The sequence below is a fragment of the Kitasatospora sp. NPDC086791 genome, assembly GCF_040685975.1.
Classification (GTDB): Bacteria; Actinomycetota; Actinomycetes; order Streptomycetales; family Streptomycetaceae; genus Kitasatospora.
On record NZ_JBFBOC010000010.1, the window covers coordinates 117,476 to 135,836 of the forward strand.

The 18,361-nt window shown below is 71.8% G+C and carries 17 protein-coding genes; 9 read left to right on the forward strand and 8 right to left on the reverse strand.

The features are described from left to right. Positions 1-47 precede the first annotated feature (47 nt). Positions 48-1,463, reverse strand: a complete 1,416-nt coding sequence (sufB, locus tag AB0Q99_RS16635; RefSeq protein WP_363572305.1) for a Fe-S cluster assembly protein SufB — start codon at positions 1,461-1,463, stop codon at positions 48-50. A 9-nt stretch (positions 1,464-1,472) separates the two neighbouring features. Beyond that, positions 1,473-2,315: a helix-turn-helix domain-containing protein gene (locus tag AB0Q99_RS16640; protein WP_363572307.1), complete on the reverse strand. Its 843-nt coding sequence runs from the start codon at positions 2,313-2,315 to the stop codon at positions 1,473-1,475. Between the two features lie 164 nt (positions 2,316-2,479). Between AB0Q99_RS16640 and AB0Q99_RS16645 the strand changes: the two genes are divergently transcribed. Both AB0Q99_RS16645 and AB0Q99_RS16650 read left to right on the forward strand, forming a co-directional pair. Beyond that, a complete protein-coding gene (locus AB0Q99_RS16645; protein WP_363572309.1) occupies positions 2,480-3,406 on the forward strand; it encodes an ABC transporter ATP-binding protein in 927 nt (308 codons plus the stop codon). Beyond that, positions 3,403-4,203: an ABC transporter permease gene (locus tag AB0Q99_RS16650; protein WP_363572311.1), complete on the forward strand. Its 801-nt coding sequence runs from the start codon at positions 3,403-3,405 to the stop codon at positions 4,201-4,203. The genes AB0Q99_RS16645 and AB0Q99_RS16650 overlap by 4 nt, the downstream gene beginning before the upstream one ends. 101 nt (positions 4,204-4,304) lie before the next feature. Here the strand turns inward: AB0Q99_RS16650 and AB0Q99_RS16655 are convergent, their stop codons facing one another. Beyond that, a complete protein-coding gene (locus tag AB0Q99_RS16655) occupies positions 4,305-4,988 on the reverse strand; it encodes an LAETG motif-containing sortase-dependent surface protein (protein ID WP_363572313.1) in 684 nt (227 codons plus the stop codon). 317 nt (positions 4,989-5,305) lie between these two features. Continuing rightward, positions 5,306-6,625 carry a choice-of-anchor A family protein gene (locus tag AB0Q99_RS16660; protein ID WP_363572315.1) on the reverse strand — a complete coding sequence of 440 codons (1,320 nt, stop codon included), beginning with the start codon at positions 6,623-6,625 and terminating at the stop codon, positions 5,306-5,308. 354 nt (positions 6,626-6,979) lie between these two features. Between AB0Q99_RS16660 and AB0Q99_RS16665 the strand changes: the two genes are divergently transcribed. Beyond that, a complete protein-coding gene (locus AB0Q99_RS16665; RefSeq protein ID WP_363572490.1) occupies positions 6,980-7,927 on the forward strand; it encodes a COX15/CtaA family protein in 948 nt (315 codons plus the stop codon). A gap of 69 nt (positions 7,928-7,996) precedes the next feature. On the opposite strand, the gene AB0Q99_RS16670 is transcribed toward AB0Q99_RS16665, so the two are convergent. Further along, positions 7,997-8,329: a hypothetical protein gene (locus AB0Q99_RS16670; protein WP_363572317.1), complete on the reverse strand. Its 333-nt coding sequence runs from the start codon at positions 8,327-8,329 to the stop codon at positions 7,997-7,999. Between the two features lie 149 nt (positions 8,330-8,478). Between AB0Q99_RS16670 and AB0Q99_RS16675 the strand changes: the two genes are divergently transcribed. Further along, the gene (locus tag AB0Q99_RS16675) at positions 8,479-9,120 is read left to right on the forward strand and encodes a DUF2461 domain-containing protein (protein ID WP_363572319.1); all 642 of its coding nucleotides are present in this window, start codon (positions 8,479-8,481) and stop codon (positions 9,118-9,120) included. Positions 9,121-9,213: 93 nt separating this feature from the next. Here the strand turns inward: AB0Q99_RS16675 and AB0Q99_RS16680 are convergent, their stop codons facing one another. After that, complete coding sequence (locus tag AB0Q99_RS16680) at positions 9,214-10,161, reverse strand: heme o synthase (protein WP_363572321.1); 948 nt, start codon at positions 10,159-10,161, stop codon at positions 9,214-9,216. Positions 10,162-10,625: 464 nt separating this feature from the next. On the opposite strand from AB0Q99_RS16680, the gene tkt reads away from it, so the two are divergent. The 5 genes from tkt (at position 10,626) to pgl (ending at position 17,447) form a co-directional block, all read left to right on the forward strand. After that, positions 10,626-12,725 (forward strand): transketolase, encoded by a 2,100-nt coding sequence (gene tkt / locus AB0Q99_RS16685; RefSeq protein ID WP_363572323.1) that lies wholly within the window; start codon positions 10,626-10,628, stop codon positions 12,723-12,725. An 88-nt stretch (positions 12,726-12,813) separates the two neighbouring features. Next, positions 12,814-13,956 carry a transaldolase gene (gene tal / locus AB0Q99_RS16690; protein ID WP_363572325.1) on the forward strand — a complete coding sequence of 381 codons (1,143 nt, stop codon included), beginning with the start codon at positions 12,814-12,816 and terminating at the stop codon, positions 13,954-13,956. A gap of 61 nt (positions 13,957-14,017) precedes the next feature. Further along, positions 14,018-15,574, forward strand: a complete 1,557-nt coding sequence (zwf, locus tag AB0Q99_RS16695) for a glucose-6-phosphate dehydrogenase (protein WP_363572492.1) — start codon at positions 14,018-14,020, stop codon at positions 15,572-15,574. Continuing rightward, the gene (gene opcA / locus AB0Q99_RS16700) at positions 15,571-16,662 is read left to right on the forward strand and encodes a glucose-6-phosphate dehydrogenase assembly protein OpcA (protein ID WP_363572327.1); all 1,092 of its coding nucleotides are present in this window, start codon (positions 15,571-15,573) and stop codon (positions 16,660-16,662) included. The genes zwf and opcA overlap by 4 nt, the downstream gene beginning before the upstream one ends. Next, complete coding sequence (gene pgl / locus AB0Q99_RS16705; protein WP_363572329.1) at positions 16,659-17,447, forward strand: 6-phosphogluconolactonase; 789 nt, start codon at positions 16,659-16,661, stop codon at positions 17,445-17,447. Before opcA ends, pgl begins: the two co-directional genes overlap by 4 nt. 101 nt (positions 17,448-17,548) lie before the next feature. Here pgl and AB0Q99_RS16710 read toward each other — a convergent pair whose 3' ends face one another. Together AB0Q99_RS16710 and secG are read right to left on the reverse strand one after the other, a co-directional pair. Then, positions 17,549-17,884 (reverse strand): RNA polymerase-binding protein RbpA, encoded by a 336-nt coding sequence (locus tag AB0Q99_RS16710; protein ID WP_030055963.1) that lies wholly within the window; start codon positions 17,882-17,884, stop codon positions 17,549-17,551. 157 nt (positions 17,885-18,041) lie between these two features. Next, the gene (gene secG, locus AB0Q99_RS16715) at positions 18,042-18,278 is read right to left on the reverse strand and encodes a preprotein translocase subunit SecG (protein ID WP_189916417.1); all 237 of its coding nucleotides are present in this window, start codon (positions 18,276-18,278) and stop codon (positions 18,042-18,044) included. Positions 18,279-18,361 lie beyond the last annotated feature (83 nt).

Consider the following 18,361-nt stretch of genomic DNA (forward strand, 5'->3'; position numbering starts at 1 on the left):
TTGTGCTCTCTTCCTCGGAAATCAGTGGATGGCGGCTGCGGTCGGGGTCAGCCGACCGCGCCCTCCATCTGCAGCTCGATCAGCCGGTTGAGCTCCAGCGCGTACTCCATCGGCAGCTCGCGCGCGATCGGCTCGACGAAGCCGCGGACGATCATCGCCATCGCCTCGGTCTCGGTCAGACCGCGGCTCATCAGGTAGAACAGCTGGTCCTCGCTGACCTTGGAGACGGTCGCCTCGTGGCCCATGGACACGTCGTCCTCGCGGACGTCCACGTACGGGTAGGTGTCCGAGCGGGAGACGGTGTCGACCAGCAGCGCGTCGCACAGCACGTTGGACTTGGAACCGTGCGCGCCCTCGCCGATCTCGATCAGACCGCGGTAGGAGGTCCGGCCGCCGCCGCGCGCCACCGACTTGGAGACGATGTGCGAGGAGGTGTTCGGCGCCATGTGCACCATCTTGGCGCCGGCGTCCTGGTGCTGGCCCTCGCCCGCGAAGGCGATCGACAGGGTCTCGCCCTTGGCGTGCTCGCCCATCAGGTAGACGGCCGGGTACTTCATGGTGACCTTGGAGCCGATGTTGCCGTCGATCCACTCCATGGTCGCGCCCTCGTACGCCACGGCGCGCTTGGTGACCAGGTTGTAGACGTTGTTCGACCAGTTCTGGATGGTCGTGTAGCGGCAGCGGCCGCCCTTCTTGACGATGATCTCCACGACCGCGGAGTGCAGCGAGTCGGAGGAGTAGATCGGCGCGGTGCAGCCCTCGACGTAGTGGACGTAGGCGTCCTCGTCGACGATGATCAGCGTCCGCTCGAACTGGCCCATGTTCTCGGTGTTGATCCGGAAGTAGGCCTGCAGCGGGATGTCGACGCGCACGCCCTTCGGCACGTAGATGAACGAGCCGCCGGACCACACCGCGGTGTTCAGCGCGGCGAACTTGTTGTCGCCGGCCGGGATGACGGTGCCGAAGTACTCCCTGAACAGCTCCGGGTGCTCGCGCAGCGCGGTGTCGGTGTCCAGGAAGATGACGCCCTGCTCCTCCAGGTCCTCGCGGATCTGGTGGTAGACGACCTCGGACTCGTACTGGGCGGCGACACCGGCGACCAGGCGCTGCTTCTCCGCCTCCGGGATGCCCAGCTTGTCGTAGGTGGCCTTGATGTCCGCCGGCAGGTCCTCCCAGGACTCGGCCTGCTTCTCGGTGGAGCGGACGAAGTACTTGATGTTGTCGAAGTCGATGCCGGTGAGGTCGGAGCCCCAGGTCGGCATGGGCTTCTTGCCGAACAGCTTCAGGCCCTTGAGCCGCAGGTTCAGCATCCACTCGGACTCGGACTTCTTCGCGGAGATGTCGCGCACGACCTCCTCGCTGAGCCCGCGCTTGGCCACGGAGCCGGCGGCGTCCGGGTCGGCCCAGCCGTACTCGTAGTTGCCCAGGCCTTCGAGCTCCGGGTGCGAAACGGTGTCAGTCATGCGAGCTTCCTAACGCGCGGACGCAGAATCTTCGGTGGACGTACCGGCAGTCGGCACTGCATCGGAGCCGCGGCCCGCGGAACGCCGGGGGGACGACGATGCGGCACCGGTTGCCGGCACATAGGTGGTGCAGACCCCGTCGCCGTGGGCGATGGTGGCCAGCCGTTGCACATGGGTGCCCAGGAGCTGGGAGAAGACCTCGGTCTCCGCCTCGCAGAGCTGCGGGAACTGCTCGGCGATGTGCGCGACCGGGCAGTGGTGCTGGCAGAGCTGGGCGCCCGCCGGGGCCTTGGCCGCGGCCGACGGGACACGCCGCACCGTGGCAGCGTACCCGTCCGCGCTCAGCGCCTGGGCGAGTGCCTCGGTGCGCTCCCCCGCCCCGGCCAGGCGCAGTGCCTCCAGGTACTTCTCGCCCTGCTTGCCGAAGCGGGCCCGGGCGAAGGCGGCGACCGCCTCCTCGCCCGCCTTGCCGCCGCCCACCGACTCCGAGATCCAGCGCAGCGCGTCGGCCGCGAGCTGGTCGTACGCCTGGTAGAAGGCGTCCCGGCCGCCGTCGGTGAGGGCGAAGACCTTCGCCGGGCGGCCGCGGCCGCGGCTGCCGTAGACCCGCTGCTCGCGGGACTCGACCAGGCCCGCGGCGGCCAGTCCGTCGAGGTGGCGGCGGACGGCGGCGGCGGTGAGGCCGAGCCGGCTCGCCAGGTCGGCGGCGGAGGAGGGACCGTGATCCAGGATCGACCGGGCGACCCGGTCCCGGGTGGCCCGGTGGCCCTCCAGCAGCACCTCGGCCGCCGTCACGGGCACGTCGCAGTGGGAGGCCGACTCGGCCTCCTGCTGCTGGGCGTGCTCGCGCATGTTTTTCACAACACCAGTGTTGCGTAATTGCTTCCGTCGGGACAACCCGTGATCCAGGCCTCACCGGTGTCATCGATCACGCAGGTAAGCCTTACCTGGCCTGGTGGAACGACCGTCGAGGCCGCCGTGCCACCGATCCGTGAGCGCCTCTTACACTCGCCGGTATGCACTCCGAACCCGCGGTCCAGATCGCCGGGCTGGTCAAGCGCTACGGTGACAAGGCCGCGGTGGACGGTCTCGACCTCACCATCGCGGCCGGCGCGATCACCGCCGTCCTCGGCCCCAACGGCGCCGGCAAGACCACCACCATCGAGACCTGCGAGGGCTACCGCCGCCCCGACGCCGGCACCGTCCGCGTCCTCGGCCTCGACCCGGTCACCCAGAGCGCCGCGCTGCGCCCCCGGATCGGCGTCATGCTGCAGACCGGGGGCGTGTACGCGGGCGCCCGCGCCGTCGAGATGCTGCGGCACACCGCCAAGCTGCACGCCCACCCGCTGGACGTGGACGCCCTGGTCGAGCGCCTCGGCCTCGGCTCCTGCGGCCGGACCACCTACCGGCGGCTGTCCGGCGGCCAGCAGCAGCGGCTCGCCCTGGCGATGGCCGTGGTCGGCCGCCCCGAGCTGGTCTTCCTGGACGAGCCGACCGCCGGCCTCGACCCGCAGGCCCGCCGGGCCACCTGGGACCTGGTCCGCGACCTGCGCCGGGACGGCGTCACCGTGGTCGTCACCACCCACCACATGGACGAGGCCGAGCAGCTCGCCGACCGCGTCGCCGTCGTGGACCGCGGCCGGGTGATCGCCGACGGCACCGTCGAGGAGCTGTGCCGCGGCGGCGCCGAGAGCACCCTGCGCTTCGACGGCCCGCCCGGGCTCGACCTCGGCCCGCTGCTCAAGGAGCTGCCCGAGGGCGCCACCGCCACTGAGACCGCCCCCGGCAGCTACCGGGTCGAGGCGCCGGTGGACCCACAGCTGCTGGCCACCGTGACCGGCTGGTGCGCCGCCTCCGGGGTGCTGCCCGAACGGCTGTCCGTCCAGCGCCGCAGCCTCGAAGACGTCTTCCTCGACCTGACCGGACGGGAGCTCCGCTCATGAGCGCACGCAGCGGGGCGGCCGCGGACGCCGTCGCGACCGACTACTCCCCCCGGCCCGGCGCCGCCCCGGTCGGCCGGATGCTGCTCGCCCAGACCGCGTTCGAGACCCGGATGCTGCTGCGCAACGGTGAGCAGCTGCTGCTCACCGTGGTCATCCCGACCGTGCTGCTGGTGCTGTTCTCCGCCGTGGACGTCGTCGCGGTCGAGGGCCCCGGCAAGCGGGTCGACTTCCTCGCCCCCGGCCTGCTCGCGCTGGCCGTGATGTCCACCGCCTTCACCGGGCAGGCCATCGCCACCGGTTTCGAGCGCCGCTACGGCGTGCTGAAGCGGCTCGGTGCCAGCCCGCTCCCGCGCTGGACGCTGCTGACCGCCAAGACCGGCTGCGTCCTGGTGACGGAGGTGCTGCAGGTCGCGCTGCTGTCGGTGATCGCGCTGGCGCTCGGCTGGTCCCCGCACGGCGACCCGCTGTCCGTCGCCGCGCTGCTGGTCCTCGGCACCGCGGCCTTCTCCGGGCTCGGCCTGCTGATGGCCGGCACCCTGAAGGCCGAGGCCACGCTGGCCGCCGCCAACCTGGTGTTCATCCTGCTGCTGCTCGCGGGCGGGGTGATCGTGCCGCTCGGCAAGTTCCCCGACGCGGTGCGGTCGGTGCTGGAGCTGCTGCCGATCTCGGCGCTCTCGGACGGCCTGCGGTCGGTGCTGCAGACCGGCGCCGGGGTGCCCTGGGCGGACCTCGGGATCCTGGCCGGCTGGTCGGTGCTCGGGCTGGCGGCCGCCGCCCGCTTCTTCCGCTGGGAGTAACGGCTCCCCCGCGCGCTGCGCCACGACGCCCGACGCCCCCCGGCCTGATGAGGCCGGGGGGCGTCGGGCGTCGGGCGTCGTGGCTTCGGCCGACGGGAGCGTCAGCCCCGGCTGCCGCCGCGGCGCTTGCGGGCGAGCAGGACGAGCGCGCCGCCGACCAGCAGCACGCCGCCGCCGGCCGCCGCGATCATCGGGGTGGCGTCGCTGCTACCGGTCTGGGCGAGCACCGGCCCGCTGGTGGTGGGCACCGGGACCGGGGTCGTGCTCGGGGTCGGCGAGGCCGACGGGGTCTTCGACGGCGTCACGGTCGGCGTCGGCGTCGGCGTGGGGGTCTTCGTCGGCGTCACGGTGGGCGTCGGCGTCGGCGTGGGGGTCGGGGTCCTGGTGGGGGTCGGGGTCGGAGTCGGCGTGTGGCACGGCTCGATGGTCTTGGTCTCGTTGATGTTCCAGCCCTTCTCCTCCGGGTTCTCCGAGGTGGAGACCACCAGGGTCGCCTTGATCGGGGCCGTGTGGTCCTTCACCGGGAAGGTGCCGTGGAACTCGGCGGGGAAGGCCTTGGCGTCCAGGACCTTGTCGCCGTCGATGGTGAGGCTGACGGTGTTCTTCACGTCAGGCTTGGGGCTGTAGTTGATCAGGTCGATCACGACCTTGTCGCAGGTCACCGACCAACTCGGCACGTGCGCCGAGGCGTTGGTGGCCAGTGCCAGGGGCAGGAGAAAACCGGCCGCCGCCGTGCCGGCCAGTGCCGCCGCGCCGATCCCGATGTGCCGCTGCTGTCGCGCCATTACGCTGTTCCCCTCCGAACGGTCTTGTGCAGCAGGCGTGTTGACTGGTTCGCGGTGGCCCGCTACGACTGTCCGGGGGACTCTACCGGCACTCCCGCATCCCGCCACACCCCGCCGTCCGACCGGATTTCGTCTGTCCGTCCAGTCTTCGATGTGCATGACCAGCCCATCACAGCCGCCACCTCGCGGAACGCGGATTCGGCGAACGTGAATGAACTTCGTCACCGTCAAGACAGAACGGCGCCCCCGGTGATCGGGTTCAATCACCGGGGGCGCCGCGTCGGTCAGCCGAGGAACATCCGGGCCTCCGGGCCCGGTCAGGCCTTCTTGGCCGCCTTGCGCCGGGCGGCCACCAGGATCGCGCCACCGGCGGCGATCACCACGGCACCGCCGATCGCCAGCGGCAGCACCGGGCCCGAGCCGGTGTGCGCCAGGTTGCCGCCGCCGTCCGCGTGGGCGGACGGGCTCGGCGAACCGGAGGCCACCGGAGCGCCGGTCGAGCCGGAGGCCGACGGGCTCGCCGAACCGCTCGCGCTGGGCTTGCCGCTGGTCGGCGCGGACGGGCTGCCCGACGGGCTCGCCGATCCGCTCGGGGAGGCCGAACCGCTCGGCGACACCGACGGCGAGCCGCTCGGCGTGACCGGCGGCACGGTCGGCGTGCCGGTCGGCGTCGGGACGGCGGGGCCCGGCAGGCAGCCGGTGAAGGGGTAGTGGTGCGTCTCCGCGCCGCCCTTGCCGGTCAGCGAGGCGGCGATCACCGAGCCGTTGACCGGGCCGCCGCTGCCGAGGTCGAAGGCGGCGTTCGGGGCGAGCACGGTACCCGCCCAGGCGGCCTTGCTGTTCTTGACCACCTTGGTCGCGGCCGGGAAGTTCCAGAGCAGCTTGGCCCGGATCGCCCCGCCGGCCGCGCTCTGCAGCTTGTCGTCCAGGACGAAGGCCGAGGTGCCCGCGTCCCAGAGGTGGAAGCCGGTGGTCCCGGCCGCCGCCATGTCGTACGAACCGCCGGTCACGTTGATCACCGTCACCGCGCCGGTCGGCACCTTGACGTAGACGTCCTTGGCGCCCTGCAGCTTCGCCGCGTCGACGGTGAAGCTGTTGTACTTCGCGTCCCCGCCGGTGAACGTCAGCTTGGCGCCGTCGGCCTGGACGGTGGCGCCGGCGGTCTGCGGCACGGCGGCCAGCGCGGTGGCGGCGGCGCGCAGCCTGGCGAACTCGGCCTTGAAGTCGATCGGCGAGGCGCCCTGGGTGATGACGCCCTGGTGGGCCTGGACGACCGCGCCGTCGCCCTTGGAGCCGTAGACGCCGTTGCCCTTCATCACCTGGGTGTTGTGCCCGGTGATGCGGCCGGCCACGACCAGCGCGTTCCGGCCGGGCAGCGCGTCGACCTCGGCGGGGGTGAGCTCCTGACCGGCCGAGAAGCCGCCGGTGAAGTCGGCGTTGCCGCCGACCGCGACCGCGCCCTCGGCGTCGGGCGTGTGGGTGTCGTCGCCCTCGATGAACTCGCCGTAGAGGTTGGCGACCCCGAGGTTGCGGCACTCCTGGTCGGTGCCGACGGCCTGGGCGGCCGGGGCGACGAGGCCGGCCAGGGCGAGCGAGCCGCCGACCGCGAGCGCGGCGGCGGAAATGGGTATGCGCATGTGCAGGTCTCCGCTTGGGGTGCGGGAGTTTATGGGGGGATTTGGCCCGCAAGAGGTATGGACCAATGGGGCACTCTTTCGGCCGAACCGGCGATTGGTCAAGACCATTGGTCAGAGTTGAGCGAAATGCGGCTTTTGCCCGCGTGTCGCCCCCCGCGTGTCGTCGCCGCCTCCGCGACCGCCACTCGCCCCCACCCCGCCCCCGCCGCCGTTCCCGCCCCCGCCCCGCCGCAGTCCCCGCCCGGCCCCGCGCCGTCGCGCCCCGCCCCAAGATCGCCTGTAAGGCCGCCTACGATTGACCCCGTGCGTACCCCCTTCTCCCTGCTCGCCGAGCGCTGGCAGCCCTCCGCCGCGATGGTCCGGCGCGCCGCGTTCGCCGCGCTGGTGATGAGCGTGGTGATCGTCGTCACCGGCGGCGCCGTCCGGCTCACCGCCTCCGGCCTCGGCTGTACGACCTGGCCCCGCTGCACCGACGAGAGCCTGACGCCCACCGCCGAGATGGGCTTCCACGGCGTCGTCGAGTTCACCAACCGGATGCTCACCTACGTGCTGAGCGCCGCCGTCGGGTGGGCGATCCTGGCCGCCCGCTGCCACCGCCGGCCTTCGGCCGGGGGGACCTCGAGCCCCTGGCGGCGCAGCCTGACCAAGCTCGGCTGGGCCCAGTTCTGGCTGGTGATGAGCAACGCCGTGCTCGGCGGCATCACCGTGCTGACCGGCCTCAACCCGTACACCGTCGCGCTGCACATGGTCGCCGCGATGGCCCTGGTCTGGGTCGCGCTGCTGATGTGGGAGCGGTCCAAGGAGGGCGACGGCCCGGCCGTGCTCTCGGTGGCCCCGCCGATCCACCGGCTCTCGTACGTCCTGGTCGCCGTGGTCGGGCTGCTCGTCGCGGCCGGCACCCTGGTGACCGGCGCCGGCCACCACCCCGGCACGCCCAAGGACAACAAGATCGTCCCGCGGATCCCGATCGACTACGACCGCCTCGCCCAGTTCCACGCCGACTTCGCCTTCGTCTCGGTCGGCCTGGCCATCGCGGTGATCTTCGTCCTGGCCGCCGTGAAGGCCCCGCGGCCCGCCCGGGCCCGGGCCAAGGAGCTGCTCGGCGTCCTGCTGCTGCAGGGCGTGCTCGGCTTCGTGCAGTACTTCACCGACGCCCCCGAGCTGATGGTCGGCCTGCACATGCTCCTCGCCGCGCTCACCTGGATCGCCGCGCTGCGCGTCCCGCTCGCCCTGCGCACCCGCGCGGACCTGCCCGCCGGGCAGCTGCCCGCCCAGGCCCCGCCGCAGGCCGCGGCCGTCTGACGCCGCCGGAACGCCGAAGGCCCGGTTCCCCCGCACCGAGGGGAACCGGGCCTTCGCGGTGTCCGGGGCTCAGCCGCCGAGCTGGATCCCGGCCATCCGCTTCCACTCGTACGGGCCGGTCTTCACCTTGAGGCCCAGCTCGCCCTCGAAGTCGTCGTGCAGGGTCAGCCCGGCCAGCTCCGCGGCCCGCCGGCCGACGGCGTAGCTGGGGGCCACCTGGTCGCCCCAGGCGCCGTCCGCGCCGACCACGACGATCCGGGTGGCCACGGCGCCGACGTACTCGACGACCGCGTCGGCGCTGCCCCCGTGCTGCCGGGCGAAGCCGGTGAGGTTCTTGGCGATGCGCTTGGCGCGGCGCTCGGTGCGGGCGTCCGGCGCGGCGGCGGTCTCTGCGCTACTCATGCGCCCGCCTCGCTTCGCTCGGCAGGGGCGTTCGCCCGTACGCACCTCTCGATGATTCGCTCACTTCGCTCGCTCATGCGCCGATGCTACCCACCGGTAGAGGCACTGGCGACGGGAGCGCCCTGTGCACCGGGACACATACTGGAGGCGTGACCTTCTCCGGCTGGCCGACCGAGGCGCTCGACTTCTACGAGCACCTGGAGGCCGACAACTCGAAGACCTTCTGGCAGGCCCACAAGACGCGGTACGAGGACGTCGTCCGGGCCCCGATGGAGCAGCTGCTCGCCGACCTGGAGCCGGAGTTCGGGCCGGGGAAGATCTTCCGCCCGAACCGCGACGTCCGCTTCAGCGCCGACAAGTCCCCGTACAAGACGCACATCGGCGCGCACCTGGAGAGCGGCGGCTACATCCAGCTCTCCGCCGACGGCCTGGCCTGCGGCAACGGCATGTACCAGCTCGCCCCGGACCAGCTGGAGCGCTACCGCGCCGCCGTCGCCGAGGACGTCACCGGCGCCGAACTGGAGCGGGTGATCGCCCGGGTGGAGCAGGACGGCCCGCGGGTGTTCGGCCGGGACTCCCTCAAGTCGGCCCCGCGCGGCTACCCCAAGGACCACCCCCGGATCGAGCTGCTGCGCCACAAGGGCCTGGTGGCCTGGCAGGAGTGGGAGCCGGCGACGTGGCTGGGCACCCGCGCCGCGCACACCCGGATCACCGGTTTCCTGCGCGCCTCCCGGCCGCTGCGGGACTGGCTGGACGGCCACGTCGGCCCCTCCGAGCTCCCCGCCCGCTGAACCCCGCCGGGCCGCCCCGGACGCGCGAGAGCCCCGGTCCACCGGACCGGGGCTCTCGCGCACGCACCTCGTGCTCCGCGAACTACGTCGCGACTACTTCACGAACGGGTCGACCGCGCACACCACCATCAGCAGCGACAGGTAGGTGATCGACCAGTGGAACAGCCGCATCTCCTTGAGCTTGGCGCCCACGATCCCGGCCTTGGCCCGCCCGTACAGCGCGTGCGCCTCGCGCAGCCAGGCCGCGCCCAGCACCACCGCGGCGACCGGGTACAGCCAGCTCATGTGCCCCAGCGGCCACACCGCCAGTGAGGTCGCCACCATCACCCAGGAGTAGATGACGACCTGCTTGCCGACCGCCACGTTGCCCTTGACCACCGGCAGCATCGGCACCCCGGCCCGCAGGTAGTCGTCGCGCACCTTCATCGACAGCACCCAGGTGTGCGGCGGCGTCCAGAAGAACACCACCAGGAACAGCGCCACCGCCGCCCAGGACACCGAGTTCGTCACCGACGACCAGCCGACCAGCACCGGCATGCAGCCGGCGATGCCGCCCCAGACGATGTTCTGCGAGGTGCGCCGCTTGAGCCCCAGCGTGTAGACGAACACGTAGAACAGCAGCGCGCCCAACGCCAGTCCGGCGGAGAGCCAGTTGACGCCGAAGCCCAGCAGCAGCGTCGACACGACCGCGAGCACGATGCCGAACACCAGCGCCTCGCGCGGCGACACCATCCCGGTGACGATCGGCCGCCGCTCGGTCCGGGACATCACCGCGTCGATGTCGCGGTCGATGTACATGTTGAGGGCGTTGGCGCCGCCCGCCGAGAGGTAGCCGCCGACCACGACCTTCAGCACCAGCAGCATGTTCGGCACGCCCTGCTGGGCCAGGAACATCACCGGCACGGTGCTCATCAGCAGCAGCTCGATGATCCGGGGCTTGGTCAGTGCGACGAACGCGCCGACACGGGCCCCGATCGGCCGGTTCGCAGGCGTCGCCCCGGTGACCCCGGCGGGACGGGTTTCGACGGCGGTCACTAACACCCCAACTGAAGATGAAACTTCGCAGGCGTCCACAGGAACGAAGGGTCCCGAATCGTCCGCTCTGCGCGTACCACGACACCATAGACGCTCCATATATCCCATCCGGCCCCGGGGTCCCCCGGCGAGGCGGAACCGCACACCCGCGGGTGAACCGACTGGGTGAAGCCACGAACCGTCTCCGGCGGAGTCCGCTAGCCCGTCCTGACCACCCCGGCGGCGGAGGTCCGCGAACCGGGAGAGCCTGGGACAAAACCAGTCATACAGGCCTAGTGGGAATCACCATGCGGAAATCCCGGTTGTCTCAGCACGGAGGGTGAGCCCCGGCCCGGACGGTAGGCTCGCACGCAGAAGCGGGATCTACCCTCCGTGACCGGCACCACCCAGCGTCGGGACCACAGCGCCGTGGCCGACCCGGTCCCCATTCACGGGGTCACTCTTCAATACGGAAGGAGCCCTGAGACAGGGTGAGCACTGCGCCGACGAACGCATTCGAGTGGACCGATCTGGACGAGCGCACGGTGGACACCGCGCGAGTCCTCGCGATGGACGCTGTCCAGAAGGTCGGCAACGGGCACCCCGGGACGGCCATGTCGCTGGCCCCGGCCGCCTACCTGATCTTCCAGCGCTTCCTGCGCCACGACCCGACCGACCCGTCCTGGGTCGGCCGTGACCGCTTCGTCCTCTCCCCCGGGCACACCAGCCTGACGCTCTACACCCAGCTGTACCTGTCGGGCTACGGCCTGGAGCTGGACGACCTCAAGGCCTTCCGCGTCGCCGGCAGCCGCACCCCCGGCCACCCCGAGCACGGCCACACGGCCGGCGTGGAGACCACCACCGGTCCGCTCGGCCAGGGCATCGCCAACGCGGTCGGCATGGCGATGGCCGCCCGCTACGAGCGCGGCCTGTTCGACCCCGAGACGCCGGCCGGCGAGTCCCCCTTCGACCACACCATCTGGGCCGTCGTCTCCGACGGCGACCTGGAGGAGGGCATCTCCGCCGAGGCCTCCTCGCTGGCCGGTCACCAGCAGCTGGGCAACCTGGTCGCCCTCTACGACGACAACCACATCTCGATCGAGGGCGACACCGAGACGGCCTTCTCCGAGGACGTCCTCAAGCGCTACGAGGCGTACGGCTGGCACGTCCAGCGGGTCACCCCGAAGCCCAACGGCGACATCGACGTGGCCGCCCTCGCCGACGCGCTGGCCGCGGCCAAGGCCGAGACCTCCCGCCCGTCGATGATCGCGATGCGCACCATCATCGCCTGGCCGGCCCCGGACGCCCAGAACACCGCCAAGGCGCACGGCTCCGCGCTCGGCGCCGCCGAGATCGCCGCCACCAAGAAGGTCCTGGGCTTCGACCCGGAGAAGACCTTCGAGGTCAGCGACCAGGTCATCGAGCACGCCCGCCTGGTCATCAAGCGCGGCAAGGCCGCCCGCGACCAGTGGCAGCAGACCTTCGAGGCCTGGCGCGCCGCCCACCCGCAGCGCGCCGCCGACTTCGACCGGATCCAGGCCGGCGAGCTGCCCGAGGGCTGGAAGAAGGCCGTCCCCTCCTTCCCGGCCGGCAAGGACGTCGCCACCCGCAAGGCCTCCGGCGACACCCTCAAGGCGATCGGCGCGGTCATCCCGGAGCTGTGGGGCGGCTCGGCCGACCTCGCCGAGTCCAACCTGACCACCATCGACGAGGACAGCTCCTTCCTCCCCGCGGGCAACCCGCTGAAGACCGCGAGCCCGTACGGCCGCACGATCCACTTCGGCATCCGCGAGCACGCCATGGGCTCGACCATGAACGGCATCGCCCTGCACGGCAGGACCCGCGTGTACGGCGGCACCTTCCTGGTCTTCGCCGACTACATGCGCCCGGCCGTCCGCCTGGCCGCGCTGATGAAGCTGCCGGTCACCTACGTCTGGACGCACGACTCGATCGGCCTCGGCGAGGACGGCCCGACCCACCAGCCGGTCGAGCACCTGGCCTCGCTGCGCGCCATCCCGGGCCTGACCATGGTCCGCCCGGCCGACGCCAACGAGACCGCCGTCGCCTGGCGCACCGTCATCGAGCGCCAGACCAGCCACCCGGGCCCGGTCGGCCTGGCCCTCACCCGCCAGGGCGTCCCGACCTTCGACCGCGAGGTCTTCGGCTCCGCCGAGGGCACCGCGAAGGGCGGCTACATCCTGGCCGAGGCCTCCGACGGCGACCCGCAGGTGATCCTGATGGGCACCGGATCCGAGGTCCAGCTGGCCGTCAAGGCCCGCGAGGTGCTGGAGGCCGAGGGCATCGCGACCCGCGTGGTCTCGCTGCCGTCCTTCGAGTGGTTCCAGGAGCAGGACCAGGCCTACCGCGACAGCGTGCTGCCGCCGTCGGTCAAGGCCCGGGTCTCGGTCGAGGCCGGCATCGCCCAGGGCTGGCGCGAGCTGGTCGGCGACCACGGCCGGATCGTCTCGCTGGAGCACTTCGGCGCCTCCGCCGACTACCAGGTGCTGTTCGAGGAGTTCGGCATCACCGCCGAGCGCGTGGTGGCCGAGGCGCACAACGCCCTGCGCTCCCTCGAAGCCGTCAACCGCTAGCCGTCCAGGGCCGCGTACTCGCCCGCACGCGAGTGCGCGGCCCCGTCCGACTTCCCCACGAAGCAGAAGAACAAGGGACTGAAGCACCATGACTGACGCACTGAAGCGCCTCAGCGACGAAGGCGTTGCGATCTGGCTGGACGACCTCAGCCGCAAGCGACTGAACTCCGGCAACCTGGCCGAACTGGTGCAGAACAAGCACGTGGTGGGTGTCACCACCAACCCGACCATCTTCCAGAAGGCCATCGCCGGCAGCGGCGACGACTCCTACGACAGCCAGCTGCGCGACCTCGCCGTCCGCAAGGTCACCACCGACGAGGCGATCCGCATGATCACCACCTCCGACGTGCGCGACGCGGCCGACGTGCTGCGCCCGGTCTACGACGCCTCCAACGGCCGCGACGGCCGGGTCTCCATCGAGGTCGACCCGCGCCTGGCGCACGAGACCGCCGTCACCGTGGCCGAGGCCAAGCAGCTGTGGTGGCTGGTCGACCGCCCGAACGTCTTCATCAAGATCCCCGCCACCAAGGCCGGCCTGCCCGCGATCAGCGAGGTCATCGGCAAGGGCATCAGCGTCAACGTCACGCTGATCTTCTCGCTGGAGCGCTACAAGGCCGTCATCGACGCCTACCTGACCGGCCTGGAGACCGCCAAGGCCAAGGGCCTGGACCTCTCCCAGATCGAGTCGGTCGCCTCCTTCTTCGTCTCCCGCGTGGACACCGAGATCGACAAGCGCCTGGACAAGATCGGCGGCGACGCCCGGAACCTGCGCTCCAAGGCCGCCCTGGCCAACGCCCGCCTCGCCTACCAGGCGTACGAGGAGGTCTTCGGCAGCGTCGACGGCAAGACCGCCGGCAACGCCCGCTGGCGTGCGCTGGAGGCCGCCGGCGCCAAGCCGCAGCGCCCGCTGTGGGCCTCCACCGGCGTCAAGGACCCGGCCCTGCCGGACACCCTGTACGTCACCGAGCTGGTCGCCCCCGGCACCGTCAACACCATGCCCGAGGCCACCCTGGACGCCACCGGCGACCACGGCGTGGTCACCGGCAACACGATCGTCCCCAACTACGCCGACGCCAAGGCCGTGCTGGACGCGATCGCCGCCGCCGGCGTGGACTACGACGACGTGGTCCAGGTCCTGGAGGACGAGGGCGTCGAGAAGTTCGAACAGTCCTGGAACGAGCTGCTCGACACCGTCACCGCCTCGCTCGCCTCCTTCGCCGACGAGAAGTGACCCCTGCTCACAGCCAGCGCACGAAAGCGGAGCCCATCAAGTGAGCACTGATTTCCCCGAGTTGACTTCGGAATCGGACGCGGACGACCTCCCGCCCGCCCCCGTCAACCCGCTTCGTGACCCCTCCGACCGACGGCTCCCGCGCATCGCGGGGCCGTCCGGTCTGGTCATCTTCGGGGTCACCGGCGACCTGTCCCGCAAGAAGCTGATGCCGGCCATCTACGACCTGGCCAACCGCGGTCTGCTTCCGCCGGGCTTCTCCCTCGTCGGCTTCGCCCGCCGCGAGTGGGACGACGAGGACTTCGCCAAGGAGGTCCACGACGCCGTCCGGGACCACGCCCGCACCCCGTTCCGGGAGGAGGTCTGGCAGCAGCTCGCCAAGGGCATGCGCTTCGTCCACGGAACCTTCGACGACGACGAGGCCTTCGGCAAGCTGCGCGAGACCATCGAGGAGCTGGACAAGGCCCAGGGCACCGGCGGCAACTTCGCCTTCTACCTGTCCGTCCCGCCGAAGTTCTTCCCGACGGTCGTCCAGCAGCTCAAGAAGCACGGCCTGGCCGACCCTCCCCAGGGCTCCTGGCGCCGCGCGGTCATCGAGAAGCCCTTCGGCCACGACCTGGAGAGCGCCCAGGAGCTCAACAAGGTCGTCCACGAGGTCTTCCCCCGGGACGAGGTCTTCCGGATCGACCACTACCTGGGCAAGGAGACGGTCCAGAACATCCTGGCGCTGCGCTTCGCCAACCAGATGTTCGAGCCGATCTGGAACCGCTCGTACGTCGACCACGTGCAGATCACCATGGCCGAGGACATCGGCATCGGCGGCCGGGCCGGCTACTACGACGGCATCGGCTCCGCCCGTGACGTCATCCAGAACCACCTGCTCCAGCTGATGGCGCTCACCGCCATCGAGGAACCGGCCTCCTTCCACCCGAAGGCGCTGGTGGCCGAGAAGCTCAAGGTGCTCAGCGCCGTCAAGCTCCCGGCCGACCTCGGCCGGCACACCGTGCGCGGCCAGTACGCCTCCGGCTGGCAGGGCGGCGAGGAGGTCGTCGGTTACCTGGACGAGGACGGGATCGACCCCGACTCCAAGACCGACACCTACGCGGCCATCAAGCTGGAGATCAACAACCGCCGCTGGGCGGGCGTCCCGTTCTACCTGCGGACCGGCAAGCGCCTGGGCCGCCGGGTCACCGAGATCGCGGTCGTCTTCCAGCGCGCCCCGTACCTGCCGTTCGACTCCTACGCGACCGAGGAGCTGGGGCAGAACGCCCTGGTCATCCGGGTCCAGCCGGACGAGGGCGTGACGGTGCGGTTCGGCTCCAAGGTGCCGGGCACCTCCTTCGAGGTCCGGGACGTCACGATGGACTTCGCCTACGGCGAGTCCTTCACCGAGTCCAGCCCGGAGGCGTACGAGCGGCTCATCCTCGACGTGCTGCTCGGCGACGCCAACCTGTTCCCGCGTCACCAGGAGGTCGAGCTCTCCTGGCAGATCCTCGACCCGATCGAGAAGTACTGGGACACCCACGGCAAGCCCGCCCAGTACGCGGCGGGGACCTGGGGCCCCGTCGAGGCGGACGAGATGCTCGCACGAGACGGCAGGAGCTGGCGCCGGCCATGAAGATCGACCTCACCAACACGACGTCCAGCAAGATCAACGCCGCGCTCATGGAGGCGCGCCGGGCCAGTGGCTCCACCGCCGCCGGCATGGTGCTCACCCTGGTGATCGTGACCGACGAGGGCAGCGCCTACGACGCCCTCAAGGCCGCCAACGACGCCTCCCGCGAGCACCCGATGCGCACCCTCGCGGTGATCAAGCGCGCCGGGCGCTCGCCCCGGGCCCGCGCCGAGACCCGGCTGGACGCCGAGATCCTGGTCGGCTCGGACGCCGGCTCCGGCGAGACGGTCGTCCTGCGCATGCACGGCGAGCTCGCCGCGCACGCCCAGTCGGTCGTCCTGCCGCTGCTGCTGCCGGACGCCCCGGTCGTGGTCTGGTGGCCGGACAACGCGCCGCTGCACCCGGCGCAGGACCCGCTGGGCTCGCTCGCCCAGCGCCGGATCACCGACGCCGTCACCGCCGAGTCCCCGGTCGGCCAGCTCGCCCAGCGGGCCCAGAGCTACACCCCGGGCGACACCGACCTGGCCTGGACCCGGATCACCGGCTGGCGCTCGATGCTGGCCGCCGCGCTGGACCAGCGGCCGTCCCAGATCGTCTCCGCCGTGGTCGAGGGCGAGTCCTACAACCCCAGCGTCGAGCTGCTCGGCCTGTGGCTGACCAACCGGCTGCACGTTCCGGTCGAGCGGGTCGTCACCGGCGGCCCCGGCATCACCGCGGTGCACCTGCGCACCAAGGACGGGGACATCACCCTGGACCGCCCGGACGGCCTGATGGGCACGCTCTCCATGCCCGGCTCGCCGGACCGCCAGGTGGCGCTCAAGCGGCGCGAGACCGCGGAGCTGATCTCCGAGGAGCTGCGCCGCCTGGACCCGGACGACATCTACGCGACGGCCGTGCGCACGCCCGTCGACCGGCTGCACGAGCCCGTCAACGCGGAGACCACGGCGGCCGGGCGGATCGCCCGGGAGGCCGCCAGGGAGACCGCCGGGGAAGCCGGGGCCGCCCCGGAGGCCGACGCCGACGCCGACGCCGCGGAGAAGAAGCCCGCGAAGAAGGCCGCGGGCAAGCGCGCCGCCAAGGAAAGCGCATGACCAACGCGACCCCGCAGCTGGTCGTCCACCGGGACAAGGAGCTGATGGCCCAGGCGGCCGCGGCCCGGCTGATCACCCGGATCGTGGACGCCCAGGCCGCCCGCGGCACCGCCTCGGTGGTGCTCACCGGCGGCCGCAACGGCAACGCCCTGCTGGCCGCGATCGGCGCCTCCCCGGCGCGCGACGCGGTCGACTGGGGCCGGCTGGACCTCTGGTGGGGCGACGAGCGCTTCGTGCCCGCCGCCGATCCGGACCGCAACGCCGTCCAGGCCCGCGCGGAGCTGCTGGACGCCGTCCCGCTCGACCCGGCGCGGGTGCACGAGATGCCCGCCTCGGACGGGGTGGACGGCTCGGACGTGGAAGCCGCCGCGGCCCGTTACGCGGAGGAGCTGGCGAGGGCGGCCGGGCCGGGCGACCGGCTCGGCGTCCCCGCCTTCGACGTGCTGCTGCTCGGCGTCGGCCCGGACACCCACGTCGCCTCGCTCTTCCCCGAGCACCCGGGTGTGCGGGAGAAGGAGCTGACCGTGATCGGCGTGCGCGGGGCCCCCAAGCCCCCGCCGACCCGGATCTCGCTCACCCTCCCGGCCATCCGGGCCGCGCGTGAGGTCTGGCTGCTGGCCGCCGGAGAGGACAAGGCGGGCGCGGTCGCGCTGACCCTGTCCGGCCCCGGCGAGATCCAGGCGCCCGCCTCCGGCGCGTACGGCCGCAGCCGTACCCTGCTGCTGCTGGACCGGGCCGCCGCGGAGCGGATCCCGCCGCAGCTCTACCCGCCGGCCTCGGCGTAGCGGGCGGGCGACGACGCCGAAGGGCGCCACCGTCATCCGACGGTGGCGCCCTTCTCGGTTCGGTCGACGTCCGGTCGACGCCCGGTCGACGTCCGGTCGCCTCAGATCTCGCCGCGGAGCTTCGCCAGCGCCTCGGCCAGGATCGCCTCGCCGTCGGCGTCGGTGCGCCGCTCACGGACGTAGGCGAGGTGGGTCTTGTAGGGCTCGTTGCGCGAGGGTGCCGGCGGGTTGTGCTGGTCCTGCCCCGCCGGGAAGCCGCAGCGCGGGCAGTCCCAGGTGTCCGGGATCGCCGCTTCGGCGGCGAAGCTGGGCCGGGTCTCGTGCTTGTTGGCGCACCAGAAGGAGATCCGGTTGCGCGGGGCGGACTCGCCGCGCTCCGCCTCGCCCATCGGGCCGGCCCCAACCCTGCTGCCACGGATGGCATTGCCACTTGCCACGGTCTGACTCCCTGCGTACTGGTGCGCCGACCCGCCGCGGTGCGCGTCGGTGGCGAAAGTCGTCCTAGTGTAAGCAGGAGTTAAGCCTTCGCCACCACTGCCTCCGCGCCCGACCGTCCCAGGATAAGCGCTCGGGCGACGGGGCGTCAGGCTTGTGTCAGCTCTTGTACTTCAGCAGCAGGCTGAGCACGATGATGCTGGCGAACCAGCCCAGGCCGACCACGATGGTGATGCGGTCCAGGTTGCGCTCGGCCACCGCCGAGCCGCCGCCGGTGGACATCGCGCCACCGCCGAACATGTCCGACAGGCCGCCGCCCTTCCCCTTGTGCAGCAGCACGAGCAGGATCATCAGCAGACTGAAGATGATCAGGGCAATCGAGAACCCGAGAACCACGACGGGACCAACTCTCTCGTATCTTCGGCGAAGGGGCCGGGCCGCGTACGGCGGTCCGGCCCCAAAGCCTACGTTGCTGCGGC

Coding starts and splice junctions, on each gene's coding strand:
- AB0Q99_RS16645 (WP_363572309.1), top strand. CDS start 2,480: ATGCACTCCGAACCCGCGGTCCAGATCGCCGGGCTGGTCAAGCGCTAC.
- AB0Q99_RS16670 (WP_363572317.1), bottom strand. CDS start 8,329: ATGAGTAGCGCAGAGACCGCCGCCGCGCCGGACGCCCGCACCGAGCGC.
- AB0Q99_RS16655 (WP_363572313.1), bottom strand. CDS start 4,988: ATGGCGCGACAGCAGCGGCACATCGGGATCGGCGCGGCGGCACTGGCC.
- AB0Q99_RS16640 (WP_363572307.1), bottom strand. CDS start 2,315: ATGCGCGAGCACGCCCAGCAGCAGGAGGCCGAGTCGGCCTCCCACTGC.
- sufB (WP_363572305.1), bottom strand. CDS start 1,463: ATGACTGACACCGTTTCGCACCCGGAGCTCGAAGGCCTGGGCAACTAC.
- AB0Q99_RS16665 (WP_363572490.1), top strand. CDS start 6,980: ATGGTCCGGCGCGCCGCGTTCGCCGCGCTGGTGATGAGCGTGGTGATC.
- AB0Q99_RS16660 (WP_363572315.1), bottom strand. CDS start 6,625: ATGCGCATACCCATTTCCGCCGCCGCGCTCGCGGTCGGCGGCTCGCTC.
- tal (WP_363572325.1), top strand. CDS start 12,814: ATGACTGACGCACTGAAGCGCCTCAGCGACGAAGGCGTTGCGATCTGG.
- pgl (WP_363572329.1), top strand. CDS start 16,659: ATGACCAACGCGACCCCGCAGCTGGTCGTCCACCGGGACAAGGAGCTG.
- AB0Q99_RS16650 (WP_363572311.1), top strand. CDS start 3,403: ATGAGCGCACGCAGCGGGGCGGCCGCGGACGCCGTCGCGACCGACTAC.
- opcA (WP_363572327.1), top strand. CDS start 15,571: ATGAAGATCGACCTCACCAACACGACGTCCAGCAAGATCAACGCCGCG.